The sequence below is a fragment of the Niabella agricola genome (assembly GCF_021538615.1).
Classification (GTDB): Bacteria; Bacteroidota; Bacteroidia; order Chitinophagales; family Chitinophagaceae; genus Niabella; species Niabella agricola.
Genome location: NZ_JAJHIZ010000002.1, coordinates 995086 through 1009638 on the forward strand (window position 1 = coordinate 995086; position 14553 = coordinate 1009638).

The window sequence follows — 14553 nt, forward strand, 5'->3', positions numbered from 1 at the left end:
AGGGCTTCTATTGGTAAACACAGAACAGACGCGGAATAAAGCCCCGTAGTGGGCGACCTGTTTACCCGCGACCCGCAAATAATAGAGAATGCTATGCTTATAGGAAACCGCGTGTGAGGCAGCTTACTCCGGGTTTGATGATTGGAACCTGTTTTTTGTATTTTTGGCATCTCTATATGCATCATTTATTATTTTTCATTTTACATTTTCTCGGGGATTATTCAATGGCCACTTTTTTAATGGTTTCTCTTCCGTAAAAGACCGGGAAGTACATCAGCTCCGCTTTGGCCGGGTTCAGCACATAGTTTCCCGTGTAGCGGGGCATCAGCATAATATCAAACGTATAGCTTCCCTGCGGCATTTTTGTACAGAAGATAGCGGTTTTATTTTTAAGGTACGCGCGATGGGTTTCTACGCCCCAAAATTGCTGCAGCTTATTTTCATAACTGCAACCCGCGGGTATGGGCACTTCAATCATTACATAGTCCGCATCGGCCCTTGCCGTTACTTCCACCCGCAGCAAGGCCGTTTTGCCGGCTTTTAACGCTGTTACGGCTCTCCCATCCTGTATCAGATGCGAGGCTACTGTAAAATCTTTTGACACAGCCAGGGGTTCCCGGTTCTGAAACTGCTGGTAGGCGGTAAAATAAACCGGCATATCTCCCTCCTTGCGGATCTGCAGCTGCGTTCCCGGGTTGTATTGCTTTTCAAACGGAAATACATCAAACCGGGTATGGTTAATCTCCACCGCCGCGGGCCGGGGTTTTTTATTGCTATCGAATAATTCCGGTAAAATGGCTTCAAGAATCAATGACGATTCGTAGGTGTTGCGCCACTGGCCGTTCTTCCGTTGCTCGAGGAAGTACTGCCGGATCTGACTGAGCTCCCGGTTACGGCCACCCGCACGCCGGAGTATCCGGTACATCATCAGGGTATTCTGGATGCTGTTGTTCCAGAACCGCCAGCCTTCTTCACCCCAATAGATGCCGCCAAACATGGTTTGTTGATGCAGTTTTACGAGGGAGTCTATAGGTATGGTTAAACCCACCTGTTGTTTTAACTCCAGTATCTCCAGCTGCTCGTACAAGGACTTTTTTTGTTTCCGGTAAAGCGTATCCGCTTCCTTTAACTGTATCCAGTCGCGGACAACCTGGTTCCCATTGAGCCGCGCCAGCAGGCGCACCAGTTTAGGATGAGCCCCTGCACCCTGATCGGCCACCTTTGCCTGCAGGTACCGGTAAAGCAGGTCTGGATTCAGTTTTGTGGTGTATCCCTGGCGCTGCGCTTCCAGCAGGGCTTCCGCTACATGTAAACTAATCCAGGGTTCAACTGCTGTTCCCTGCCACCAGCCCCAAAGACCGTCTACTGATTTGTTTTCATCCAGCTTCTTCAGCACTGCAAGGATATGCTTTTCATAGGGAAACGGTTCTTGCAGGTATCCCCGTAATTTCTTTTCGAGGAGCAGGGATTTTAGCTTGGAGGCCAGCTGCTCATTACACAGGTACTCGTAATCCCTCAGGCGCTTCATCTCATCCAGCAATACGGGAAAGACCGAGGTCTCTGCCCGCACCGTGCCGATACCCTTGTCTTTATCGAACCGGTATTGGGTAGCCGTATCGCCGGACAATACAGCAAACCAACCCAGGGTTTCCTTTACTCCGGCTGGATACAGGGGAATGCTTCTCCGCTCTCCGTCAAAATAACCATTGGTCTGTTTTAATGCATATTCAAAGTGCAGGCTATCGGCTCCTCGTGCAACGATCATTACTGTATCCAGGTGCGCATGCCTGACGGTCAGCTCGCTGTTTCGTAACGTGGTATCCATAAATTTAAAACTCCGGACGAGCAGCTCCGGTATGGGTGTATAATTCATCAGTTTGCCGATCACATTTATACGGTCGCCTTCCACGGCAAATTGCGGCGAAACAAAATTGGCACTGAGGGTTTTAAAAGAACGGATGGTACGCTCCATATAGCCGGTTTGTCGCTGTCCGGTAACGGCGATCAGGCGGGTTTTCCAACTGGTGATATCATCCGGGAAGGTTACGGTAAATGTGGTTTCCCCGTTTTCATCCGTTACCAGGTTGGGCTGCCAGAAGCCTTCATCGGAAAAACGCGAACGAAGCGTTTGTGCGCCTTCCGGCGGGCCCGGCTCATTGATCACGGTATTTCCCTTCTTGGTTTTAATAATGATCACTCCACCAGCGCCTCCGGAGCCGTAAATGGCCGTAGCGTCTGCATCCTTCAGCACGGTCATTTGCTCGATCTCACCTGGGTTTAGTATGCTGATATCCCCGTTAAAGGGTAGACCATCCACCAGGATCAACGGTTTTTTACCCGCTGGGATGCCGGCACCTCTTATCTGGATTTTTTCCCCCGCACCCACTGAAAGTCCGGCCACCTGTCCGCTTAAGGAAGCGGACAGACGGTTGTCTGAAATCGTTGTCATCGCACCTACAACGGATTTTGTCAGCCGGGTTCCATATCCCACTACCACCACCTCTTCCAGCTGTCCTTTGGCTTCCTCTAATACAATCGTATCCGAACGGGTGCCGGGCGCATCCAGCCGTTTGGTGATAAAACCTGCCGCCGAAACGATGCATATACTTCTTGCGGGTATTTTTATCCGGAAGCAGCCCTGCCCATCCGTAATCACGCGCAGCTGCCGGTCCATGCCCTGTATTTCCACGGTGGCGCCTCCAATGGGCTTGCCCTCCGGTGACACGACCACTCCCTTTGTTTCGAGCTCGAGCGCCGCGGGATTAAAATACCACTTATTAAACAGCCGGATAATGGCATCCGGTACCGGTCGATAATACCCGTATTGCACGTTTTTTGATTCCTTAATATACCGATCCAGCTGCAGTGTGAAACCGTCTGCAACATGTATCTTAAACCACGACCAGGCACGGTAGTTGAGTCCGCCGGATGTAACCGGTATCTGATCCGCTTTAAAATACCGGTTGTCCTTTAACAGGAACAGAAGGTTATAATGCCCCGGTGACAAGGGCGCGAACTGAGTGGTGGTTCCGCTGTATACCAGCAGGAAATGTGGCCGCGAGGGATCGGTAAGAATAATGTTCTTTATGTAAGGCAGCTGGTTGGTAAAAGCTGTATCGATATAAAAGCGGAATTTTCCGGTGGCCGTATCGTCGGCAGAACGCGTGGAAAACAGCTGGGTGGTACGGCTGCGCAGATCGAAGAAATCATCCCACATCGTATCGATATCCACATCGCGCAACACCTGTTGCCGGTAATTTTTACTTAAGGTATTGTTACCCTGCAACACCGTGTCAAAGATATACATACCGGGATACGATTTTTGTTTGATCAATCCCGGGGAAAAGGTATATACAAAGCCGGGCTCTTTGGTAAACAGCTGGTCGATCAACTCCGATTGAAAGAACAACCGGTCGGTTCGTATGGGCCCCACCAGCAGGTCTTGCTGCCAGCGAAGGGGTGTCGCAGGTGGATTGAGCAGTAAACGGATGGAATCATGCCGGATGAATGTTTGTTCCCCGCTGAAATTATTTTGTACACGCAGGAAATACGGGTGCAGCCGCTGTCGTTCTACCAGCGTTAAACGGTTCTTCAAACAGGTTACCTGGGCCTGCGTGTTCAGGGTATCGGCCTGTACACTGAGTACAGTGCGCATTCCCTTCTTAAAATAAAAGTTACGGATCCACACTTCATGCTCCGGCGTTCGCAGGCGGATGCTGTGTATACCGGGTGTAACATGAAACGCATAGTGCTGCAGCTGTTGTGCCTGTTCAAAGTATATAGGCACTTCATCTACATAAACGATGCTGACCGGTTCTATGGCGCCGTTTTTCATTACAAACGGAGCAAACTGTGTAAGGCTGTCAAGAGCCAGCTCTGAATACAGGTAGAGGTCGCGGGGATTCGTAAATCGATAATACTCTATAGTGTCCAGGCCCAGCTGGCGTCCCCATTTCTGCCAGTTCATCAGCATGTTTCCGTGGGCGCGCGCCGCTTCGCTTTCCAGTTCAAACCGCCGGGTATTCCGTTTATAAAAACTACGGCCAAAATTGGGTACAAAGGGTGCCTCGGTATTAAATTTTGAAGTATGGGCATAAGCCGTCAGATCTGCATCGGGCACGCGTTCGTTCCGGGCATCCGTTACGGCTACTTTCATCTGTACTTTTTGTCCCGGATAAATCACTTCCGGGGCCAGCCATTTAATAGTCAGCGCCTGTGCATTGTAAAAGCTGCTTACTTCTTTTTGTTGTTCCTCACCGTTCCAGAAATAGCTGATATGAAAATGTGCTGCCCGCTTGTTCGTATGTTTAATTACGGTGTCCAGCGCTGTAGCGTAGCCCTTCAGCAACACATCGTTTCCGGAAAAGACCGTATACCAGAAGGGAATCTTATGTTCGTTGGCTACTGCCAGGTGCAATTGCTTTTCTGAATGCACTGCGGCCATTTCAATGTCGTCATCAAATTGATAGGGCGACTTTCTGGCTTTCACGCCATTGTCCAGCACCAGCTCATACCAGGCGGCCTGGTAGTTCATTTGGAGCGCCAGCGGCAATAGCACCCGCTGCGAATCCACAACCTGCTCACTGGTGCGGGTATACAACCAGCCGGATTGGGGCTGCCGCATACTGTCTTTTTGGTACTCCAGGTAGAGACTGTCTTTCACAAAACGCGCTGCAATGGTTCCGCTGTCTTTTTGCTGTTGTGCATCATAGTTCAGGGACAGGGTTGCGGTTCGGGTTTCGTTATTGCTGTTCAGCATTCTGAAGTAAAGGTTGTATGAAAGCCGCGCTGCCGGGAAAACGCTATCAGGTATGAGTAACCGGGTCTCGCCTACCGGATCGAGGTTCACGGTGGATTGCCAAAGCGTATCTGGTACAAAGACCGACGCTTTGTAGAAATTGGTAACCGCCTGCGTACGCGCCACGATCTCCACGCGCGCATCGGGAACTGCCAGTTCATTTTCATCGGTAGCCTTCATAAAAACCGCTACCGGGGCACCAGGATATTGCAGGTCCTTATCTGAGCGTACGTTAAACCGCAAGGCATTCAGCCCATACTCTTCATAATAAAAATCTCCGGATGCCCAGGTAACCGGCCAGCCTGCTACTGAGTCCATCAGCAGGATCCTGTATTGCCGGTCCAGCAATAACTTCAGTGAATCGGCAAGTACAAACTGGTATTCATAGCCCCCATCCCGGTAGGGTTTGAGCAGGGCCAGTTGCTTTTGTCCGTACGGGCCGTTGAGCAGCACCTGTAACGGACGGCCCTTACCGGGTTTATCGTTATCGAAGAAGATATAAGCTTTGAATTTTACCGTATCATAAGGTTTATACTTGGGCTTGCTGAATACAAAAAAGCTGCTGCGGTTCGTTGAAACCGGCTTCCGGTGCAGCTTTTTTATAAAAAACGACCGTACTTGTTTTACCGGGAACATTGTACGCATCCGTTTCCAGAAAGGTGGTCGCGGAGGTGCTGCTTCCTGGTCTGATTCGTAGGTGAAATAACTGGTTACGCCTTTGTATACCACTTTCAGATAACCTTCTTCTCCGGGGTATCGGCTGGTATATAAATGCGCAGCAGGGTCATAATACAACCGCTTGCCCCGGGAACTAAATACCTGTGCATCTGCTACCGGCTTTCCTGCCAGGTCGGTAACCATGAACTGGAATTCTTTTTTATTGTTAATAAATGAAAGCCGGGTATTACCGTTCATGATCAGGGTATAGTGCAACTGGTTCTCCCGTGCCTGCACGCTGAGATAATTTCCATAGCGTAAGGGCCGGGATCTTCCGTTTTTTGTGGGATACCGGTCTGCCAATGTGTGTAAGAACGCATCCGTTATGGTTCCGGGATGAGGGATCAGCTGCTCCGTTTCTTTATCTGAAATTTGGTATACTTCCGTAAGCGGGCCGCCGGTATTACTGACCGACAAACGGTTTTGAGCCTTTGAAGCGCAAAGGGAAACCAGCAGTGCAAGTAGTAGTATCGTTTTTCTCATAATATAGATGTGCTATCCACAGGATGCAGCCCGGAGCCGGATTACACAAGGATGCAAATATTTTTTTACGGGCCGCTGATGGTAGATTGAGGTTTCCTTGTTTATTACAGTCAAATCACCCTTGCATCCGCTGTGCGTTGCAAATCCTCTGTTATTTGCTTAATTTTACCGGTCCCGGAAAAGCTTTTTACCGGTCATTAAAAAGGAACACAATGAAACTCTACATAAAAAACATGGTATGCAATCGCTGTAAGATGGCGGTAAAAACGGAACTGGAAAAACTGCACCTGAATCCGATTTCCGTGGAGTTGGGTGAAGTGGAGCTGGACCGGGACATCACCCCCGGTGAAAAGCAAAAACTGGAGGCCGGATTGAATGACCTTGGTTTTGAGCTGATCGATGATAAAAAAAGCCGGCTGATCGAAACCATCAAAAAACACATCATACAGCTGGTGCACCAACAGGATGGCGAATTAAAAGTCAACCTCTCCGATTACCTCAGCAGCCAGCTGCACCACGATTATAATTATATGTCGAACCTCTTTTCCGAAGTAGAGGGAACCACTATTGAAAAATACTTTATTCATCAAAAAATCGAACGGGTAAAGGAACTGCTGGTATACGACGAGCTATCCCTCAGCGAGATCGCCTTCCAGCTCAACTATTCCAGTGTGGCGCACTTAAGCAACCAGTTTAAAAAAGTAACGGGGTTTACGCCCAGTCATTTTAAAAACATCCGGGCCGAAAAACGGAAGCCGCTGGATATGGTGTAGCCGCATTTATTTTGACTGCTTTGCTCAATGCCTGTTTTCGCCCTTTGGGAACCGCACTCTAAAAATCCATTACCTTTGCGCGCGGTAAGCATGACGCAAAGTATCACGATAACGCATTGGATCGAACAGGCAGCAGCGCTACCCCTGGTGGATGTGCGCACGCCTGCGGAATTTGAGCAGGGACATATTCCCGGTGCTGTCAATGTGCCATTATTTAGCAACGAAGAACGCGTGCAGGTGGGTACCACCTATAAGCAGGTGAGCCGTGAAGACGCCATCCTCCTGGGTTTTGAGCTTACCGGACCCAAATGGGCCGGCTTTATCCGGCAGTGTTTGCACATAGCACCCGGTAAACGGATCGCCGTGCATTGCTGGCGGGGCGGCATGCGCAGTGGCGCCATGGCCTGGGCCCTGGGTATGTACGGTTTTGAAGTATACACAATCACCGGTGGATATAAATCTTACCGGCGCTGGACGCACCGGCAGTTTGAACGAAGCTATAATATCCGGGTATTGGGGGGTATGACCGGCTCTGGTAAAACACGGTTACTGCAATACATGCAGCAACAGGGACAACAGGTCATCGACCTGGAAGCACTGGCACAGCACCAGGGCTCTTCTTATGGCACCATGAATAAAATGGTACAGCCCACACAGGAACAGTTTGAAAACGACCTGGCCTGGCAGCTAAAGGATATGCAACCGGAGCCCCTGCTGTGGCTGGAGGATGAATGCCAGAAGATCGGCAAACGGGGCATTCCCCTGCCCCTGTGGCAACAAATGCGGACGGCCTTACTGGTAGACCTGCAGGTGCCGCTGAAACAACGGGTGGCCACGCTGCTACTGGATTATGGCCACCTCGATCCGGAGTTTTTGATCGAAAGCACCGAGCGCATTCATAAACGGCTGGGGCCCTTGCAGACCAAGCAGGCGGTTGCGGCCATCCGTGAAGGACGTATGGCGGATTTTATCCGCATTGCGTTGGTGTATTACGACAAGGCCTACCGCAAAGGATTGGCCATGCGTCCGGCCGATAAAGTGTTTGGCCTGCAAGCATCCGGGAACAACCCGGCAGCCGATAGCGAACTGCTGACTGCTTTTGCAGCAACATTTTGAGAATTTAATAATGTGGAAATATGAAAATATGAGAACGCGGGAATGTGGAAATTGCAGACTTCTGATATCTGAAATCTGATAGCTGGAATCTGATTAACCCCAAACGAGAAACGGAAACAATGGAAGCAACAACATTCAAACTCACCCAATATTCGCATGGCGCCGGCTGTGGCTGTAAGATCAGTCCGGCCCTGCTGGATAAAATATTACATACAACCCTTCCAACGGCGATAGCCGATCCGCGGCTGCTGGTGGGCAATGATAAACGCGATGATGCGGCGGTACTGGACCTGGGCAATGGCACGGCTCTCATCTCCACCACTGATTTTTTTATGCCCATTGTGGATGATGCCTTCGATTTTGGCCGCATTGCCGCCACCAATGCCATCAGTGATGTTTATGCCATGGGAGGCAAACCGGTACTGGCCATTGCCATCCTCGGCTGGCCTATTGAAAAGCTTCCTCCGGAGATTGCCGGGCGGGTACTGGATGGTGCCCGGGCGGTTTGTGCGGATGCCGGCATTACCCTGGCAGGAGGCCATAGCATCGATTGCCCCGAACCCGTATTCGGACTTGCTGTTAATGGCCTGGTGGAGCTGCCACACTTAAAGCAGAATGCCACTGCGATACCCGGATGCCGGTTGTACCTCACCAAGGCATTGGGTGTAGGTGTATTATCCACCGCTCAGAAACGCGGCTTGTTAAAACCCGAAGATGCAGCGATCGCCTTAAAAAGTATGACCACACTCAATAAGCCCGGGCAGGTGCTGGGTACACTGGATGCGGTGAAAGCCATGACCGATGTAACCGGGTTTGGATTGTTGGGTCATTTAGCGGAAATGTGCGCCGGCAGCGGATTGTCGGCCGTGGTGGAGTTTGAAAAAGTACCCGTGATCCCGGGTATAGATGTATACCTTGATCAGGGTTGCATCCCCGGAGGCACCCGGCGCAACTGGGCCAGCTATGGAAACAAGATCGGTCCGCTAACCGAACGCCAGCAACAGATCCTGGCCGATCCGCAAACCAGCGGCGGGTTACTGGTGGCCGTGTCGGCAGCGGGTACGCAACGTTTTGAAGCACTGATGCGACAACAGGGTTATGACCTGGAATCCTTTGGCTGGCTGCAGCCGCAGGATGACAGCCCGCTGATCAGCGTGGCTTAAGATGCGGTCAAACCCGCTTCTTTCCATAAATACCATCTGCTTATATTTTTCGCTGTAGCTGCCAGTAATGCCCAAAAGGATCTTTGATTGTAGCCTGCCGGTAGCCATAATCATAATCCTGCGCCGGGCTTATTTCCTCCGCCCCGGCACGGATGGCGTGCTTCATCACCGCATCTACATCCGGCACAAAAAGCCCGATACAAACGGTGGTGCCCTTGTGTGTATCCGGGAAAAAGAATGCGCAGCCGCCATAACCTCATGCAGGTGAAACAATGCGCCACCGATACTTAATTCGGATACATGAATACTTCCGTCGGCATTGGAAAAGCGCCGTAGCTCCACGGCTCCGAATGCTTTTTTATAAAAGGAAAGATCGTGCACCCCGTTGGGGATAAAGAGTTCGGGGGCAAAGAAAACACGACTGTTCATGCGTATAAATTTAGCGAAAAAGTACAATTACAGCAATAAAGGGATCCGCGCCTTTCAGGAACGGACCCCTTTATCAATATGGTATAAACTGGCTTTGCCCTCGCTTATTCTGCAGGAAACTTACTCATATCCATAAAAAGCAGTTCCCAGGTGTGGCCATCGTAATCCTCAATATTTCTTGTTTGCATAAAGCCGTAATCCCGTGCCGGTACGGGTTCTGTTCCTCCCGCCTTCAATCCCTTTTCTGCCATTTCATTGACCTGGTCCGCACTGTCGAGGCTTAGTGCAAATAACCCGGCAACATTCGTTTGGGTGTCTGCAATCGGCTTGTTGACAAACGTGCTGAACTTTTCATGGCTGAGGATCATCAGGAAAATATGCTCACTCCACACCATACATTTTCCGGATTCATCAGAAAACTGTGGATTATTTGTAAATCCAAGCTTTGTGTAGAATTCCATCGATCGGTTCACATCCTTTACGGGCAAATTGATAAATACCTGTTTCATTTGTTTATTTTTTGTTTTATGCTAAATTAATAAATACGCTGCGCGAAACAGGTTGCGAATCCGACAATATACCGGGTTAATTGCGGTCCGATAAGGAGCCGGTTGCGTGATCCTTTCCAGTTACACGATGCTTCGTCAGCGCCATTTACGAAGTATTCTTCTATCATTTTTTATCCTCCTCCTATCACTGGTACGCGATAAACTTTTGCTCGGCTTTTACAATCTTTTCAAAAAAAGCCCGCAGTCCTTCATAGTCTTCCGCCGCGTAATATTGCTGCCGGTTATTGGAGAATTTACGGGTAACCTGCAATTTGGTAGGCGAAACCGGTTGAAACTGCAGACTGTACGCCAGGTCTTTGAACCGGAACGAAACCGAAGCCGGGGGTGCTGAAAATTTCATACCCGCCGGTGCAAAAACCGTCACCCTTGTTTCGTAAGCATCCGTATTCTCGTAGTTCCAGTATTCAACGGGTTGTGTTCTTTGCTCCGCCGGGAACTTGTCCATGGTTGCCACCACATCATGATAATTGATCTTAAAGGCACTCATGGCCCCTACCTCCGAAACCTGATCATTTACCACATAGGAGAACTGGTAGCTTACGGAATCCGTCAGGTTGTCCAGTCCGGAGAACTTCAGTTCTTTCAGCTTCAGCCCGGTGGAATAGTTCCCGGCCAATGATTCTTCCATATCCTTCAAGCTTTTCTCCGGATCGCTGTGCCGGAAATCGCCGCGTACGGCTGATGCCAGGTGTCCTGTTTTAATTACTTTATTGGAATAGGCCAGGTCGGACCCATTGGGGCGAATCTCTATATATCGAAGAACGTTGTCCCTGGACCGGTTTGGGGTATGCAGGTAACCAACGCCGGCGGTGGCCGAGGCCGGGTTCCGGGGAATATCCAGCATCAGGGCACCGATAAGACTATTGGGCAATGCGGCAAAGGGGAGGTTATTATCAGTCAGTTCAATAAAGTACTCCTTATTACCCAGTGTGGCTTTAGCAATACAATGATTGAAATCCATGGCGGGCAGCAGCATGTCCTTTGCGCCGTTGTTCCGTGTATCAATGAGCACCATATTGGCCGTGATTCCAGCTTTATGGCAGAGCGCCACAAAGAGCCGCGACAAATCCTTACAATCGCCCAGCTGTGTATTGAGGGTAACGGAAGGTTTTTGCGGCACATATCCGCTTTGCCGGAAGGCCACGGAACTGTAGTGAATGTTATTCTCAATATAATTATAAATACGCCGCGCTTTTTCAAACTGGCTTTCCGGTTTTGTGCTGGCAGGAAACAGTATCTGATAGGTATCAGTCACCTCCTGCTCTATTTCATTATAATTAACCACGTCGGCGTACCAGGACACGATCTTGTTCCAATCTGAAATGGTGGAAACATGCAATACATTGGCCACGTCTACCAGCCCAGGCATCAGGGGTTCGTCTTTTTCGGGAGTTGAATGCAATACCTCCCAGGAATACCTGGTAAAGTTTTCTACCGGGCTGATCTGCGGGCGGATGCTATCCCTGCTAAACCGGAATCCGATAGAGGCATGCTGCGGAGCCAGCAAGGTATACCGCGAGGCGTAGCAATAAACCCCTGCGGTGAAAAAATACTGGTCGGTAAAATCCTTTGCAAAATGTCCGCTTGCAAATTGGCGTAGCCGGTAGCGGATAAATACCACATCCCCCGCCTCCAGGTTGGTAAACACAATATCGCCTTCCTTTTTATCGCCCTGTACCCGTTTGTCTTTTTTGATCACCTCTGCTTTTTCAATAAGCAGGGACTGGTTATTGTCATAACTCAGTGATACCTCTTTATACCGTTCAATGCCTTTTTCATTTACAATTCTGATCATGGAGGTAATATATTGTTCGTTGCCTCCATCCGGGTACAGGATCACGTCCCGCTGATCCAGTAAAAAATAGTACCCGTCTTTTTGCTTGTCTGCGCCCTTATAATCATCGCTGCTGATGATCTTCATCTCGTCAACGGCAGATAACAGTTTATATGCCTCGCTCTTACCTTCCAGTTTCCGAACGGTGCTGATCAGTTCATATTGGTTGGCATTGTAGGCTAACGACGTATGATAAGCCTCCAGTGCACCAGCTGTTTCATTTTTTTGTTTCCGGATATCGCCCAGCAATTTCCAGTAAACGTCAAAATAAGGGCAGATAGCCAGGGCCCCCAATGTATATTTTTCAGCTTTGTCATATTGTTTTTCCTTCAGGAAAAATTCAGACAGGGTAATATAATACTGAGGCACATGCGGAAAAATTTTTATTTGTGTTTCCAGCAGTGTTTGATATTCCTTTTTTTTGCCGTTATCCAGCAGCGCAGCCAGGTATTCATAAAATACATTATAGTTGTAATTCTTCTTTAGAAAACGTTCGTATATAATCATCGCGCTATCGGAACTCTTTCCAATCGATTTTCTAAATTTATACATGCTCACCTGAATTTCCGGGTCATCCGGATAACGCTGATACATTTTCTCGGCAAGATCAATGAGTTCCTCCATCTTTTCCTCCCTCGATCTTAGCTGCGCATAATATGCATCCGTAATTTCATTCTCGCCGTATCGTTCGACATATTGCTTCCGTTTATATTCCAGTTCGGTATATTGCTGATTCTTGCTCAACTGCTGCATGGACAGGTGCATGGCGTATTCGCTGTTACTGTCCAGCCGCATCACGCGCTCATTCTCGGTTTCAATCCATGCATTATTGCCTTCATCGGAAAGCACACTGATGTAGACCGACCTTAAAAGTGAATTGTCGGGCGCTTTTGCCAGCGCCTGCTCTACCACCTGTTTGGCACCTTCCGTTTTTTTACTACGTAAATAGCATTTTGCAAGCAGTAGGTAGTTGAGCAGGTCCGTGGAATCCTTGGCCAGCCGGTTTTCAAAATACTGTTCGGCAAAATGCGGTAACAACGCCGGCGGTGGTGCGGTAGCATCCTCTTTGGGATACGCTTTATATACCGGGGAGCCCTTCAGGTCTACCGGCTTTTCATCCGCATCCAGGAACCGGAGCGCAAAATTGGGATAATAGTTATTGGTATATCCCAGTTGTACCAGTATCCGGTTGGTTCCTTTTTTAAGTACTGCTTTTGCCCGGTAAGCATCAAAATCTGTAAACCGTTCCCGGGGTTCCGAGATCACCAGTTGATCATTCAGCCAGAGTTTCAGATTGCCCGAAAAGCCTAAGGCCAATGTAACGGCTTTTTCTTCGGGCGCCTCCACAAAGGTTTGAGTATATACGATGGCGGTAGGAACCGGTATTACAAAAGTGGTAGGGATCCAGCCATCCTTATTTTCAAATGCGGGCGTAAACCATTTGATGGCGTTACCAGAGGCGTCCTTAAAAACAGCTTCAGGCCCGGGATGCTTTAGCGGATCATATTCGTTATAAAAACCACTGCCGGACAGGTTTTCAAAAGGTCCGGCGTATTGCCAGTTACCAATGGTGCCAAAAGGCAGGGTTTGTGCTTTGTTTGCAGGAAACCTGCCACTTAGTGTTTCATTGGACGACCGAAGATAACTGGCAGCAGTCTGCAATAAAACGGGAGCCCTGGTATCCCCGGCAAGTTTTTGCAGCAATGCCAACTGATGCGGTTTTCTTTTTACACTATGCGGACCGGCAACCGCGTTGTTAAACCACAGGGCATAGATATAGGGATAGGGATCTTCCATTTGGGTATAAACTGAATCTGCAAAGCGGGTCATCCCCTCCTCGTTGCGGTTAAAGGTTTGCAGGAGCAGGCTGGTAATAAAGGCCTGTCCGCGGCTACCGGCTTCCTTTTGCGCCTCTTTTAAAAAACCGGCAGCTGCGACCCGGTCGTTGCGGTTCAGTGCCGTCCAGGCTTTTTGATAATTGTTCTGGGAAAAAGTAGTGATACCAGTAATCACGCACACAATAAGCAGTAGCTGTTTTCTCATTATTTTAGTCATTTTCAACAAAAGGCAGGATTGTGTTTTACAGGTCATCCTTAAAAACCGCAACAATATAGGAAATTATTTAATCGCTTTCCGCAAAAGATGCAGCGTTGTACTTCCTCGGATTGCTGTAAAAGCAACAGGAAAATCCTAAAAATGCGTCAGGGAAAAATATTGCATAAATAACCAATTCTTGTTCAATTCGTTATATAAAGAAATCAGGAGCCTGACCCAGCTGCCGCCTGTTTTGCACTTCGCCGGGGACAGGATCGAGGCTCAGGCACCGGCGATGGGCTACCTCATGCACGATCTGCCGCCGTTCCACTTGCCCCGAACCTTCGCATGTACGTTAAGCTAAGCCCAGCATCGAAGCCGGAAGCGGCAGCGCAAGTTGTGTTTATGAGCAATGAACACATGAATGAAAGGAAGTGCAGGCACCGTAATATAAGCCGTTCCCGCGCGCGGCCAGGCAACGTGGAAAGAAAAAACGTATATGATTCTATTCCCTGGCAGACAACTGCCTCAGGAATCCATGGCAACCAGGGTGACTATTTCGAGTATCTTTACGTACCCTGCCGGTCGGTAAAAAAAAAACGGGCCTACGGGCATCCGGTTGTTTAACTACATTATA

General features: G+C 49.2%; 8 protein-coding genes. 3 read left to right on the forward strand and 5 right to left on the reverse strand.

Features of this window, described 5'->3' with window-relative positions:
* Positions 1 to 217: 217 nt before the first annotated feature.
* Entirely contained in the window at positions 218 to 5998 is a 5781-nt protein-coding gene (locus LL912_RS04550; protein ID WP_235552372.1) for an alpha-2-macroglobulin family protein, read from the reverse strand.
* Positions 5999 to 6210: 212 nt separating this feature from the next.
* Between LL912_RS04550 and LL912_RS04555 the strand changes: the two genes are divergently transcribed.
* From LL912_RS04555 to selD, 3 genes are all read left to right on the forward strand, one after another.
* Positions 6211 to 6771, forward strand: a complete 561-nt coding sequence (locus LL912_RS04555) for a helix-turn-helix domain-containing protein (protein ID WP_235552373.1) — start codon at positions 6211 to 6213, stop codon at positions 6769 to 6771.
* Between the two features lie 75 nt (positions 6772 to 6846).
* A complete protein-coding gene (gene mnmH, locus LL912_RS04560) occupies positions 6847 to 7887 on the forward strand; it encodes a tRNA 2-selenouridine(34) synthase MnmH (protein ID WP_235552374.1) in 1041 nt (346 codons plus the stop codon).
* A gap of 119 nt (positions 7888 to 8006) precedes the next feature.
* Entirely contained in the window at positions 8007 to 9050 is a 1044-nt protein-coding gene (selD, locus tag LL912_RS04565) for a selenide, water dikinase SelD (RefSeq protein WP_235552375.1), read from the forward strand.
* A gap of 40 nt (positions 9051 to 9090) precedes the next feature.
* On the opposite strand, the gene LL912_RS04570 is transcribed toward selD, so the two are convergent.
* The 4 genes from LL912_RS04570 to LL912_RS04585 form a co-directional block, all read right to left on the reverse strand.
* Positions 9091 to 9216 carry a VOC family protein gene (locus LL912_RS04570; protein ID WP_235552554.1) on the reverse strand — a complete coding sequence of 42 codons (126 nt, stop codon included), beginning with the start codon at positions 9214 to 9216 and terminating at the stop codon, positions 9091 to 9093.
* 8 nt (positions 9217 to 9224) lie between these two features.
* Entirely contained in the window at positions 9225 to 9479 is a 255-nt protein-coding gene (locus LL912_RS04575) for a VOC family protein (protein ID WP_235552376.1), read from the reverse strand.
* Between the two features lie 104 nt (positions 9480 to 9583).
* Entirely contained in the window at positions 9584 to 9988 is a 405-nt protein-coding gene (locus tag LL912_RS04580) for a VOC family protein (RefSeq protein WP_235552377.1), read from the reverse strand.
* A gap of 184 nt (positions 9989 to 10172) precedes the next feature.
* Complete coding sequence (locus LL912_RS04585; RefSeq protein ID WP_235552378.1) at positions 10173 to 13925, reverse strand: DUF3857 domain-containing protein; 3753 nt, start codon at positions 13923 to 13925, stop codon at positions 10173 to 10175.
* Positions 13926 to 14553: the final 628 nt, after the last annotated feature.

Coding starts and splice junctions, on each gene's coding strand:
- LL912_RS04580 (WP_235552377.1), bottom strand. CDS start 9,988: ATGAAACAGGTATTTATCAATTTGCCCGTAAAGGATGTGAACCGATCG.
- selD (WP_235552375.1), top strand. CDS start 8,007: ATGGAAGCAACAACATTCAAACTCACCCAATATTCGCATGGCGCCGGC.
- LL912_RS04550 (WP_235552372.1), bottom strand. CDS start 5,998: ATGAGAAAAACGATACTACTACTTGCACTGCTGGTTTCCCTTTGCGCT.
- LL912_RS04575 (WP_235552376.1), bottom strand. CDS start 9,479: ATGAACAGTCGTGTTTTCTTTGCCCCCGAACTCTTTATCCCCAACGGG.
- LL912_RS04555 (WP_235552373.1), top strand. CDS start 6,211: ATGAAACTCTACATAAAAAACATGGTATGCAATCGCTGTAAGATGGCG.
- LL912_RS04570 (WP_235552554.1), bottom strand. CDS start 9,216: ATGAAGCACGCCATCCGTGCCGGGGCGGAGGAAATAAGCCCGGCGCAG.
- LL912_RS04585 (WP_235552378.1), bottom strand. CDS start 13,925: ATGAGAAAACAGCTACTGCTTATTGTGTGCGTGATTACTGGTATCACT.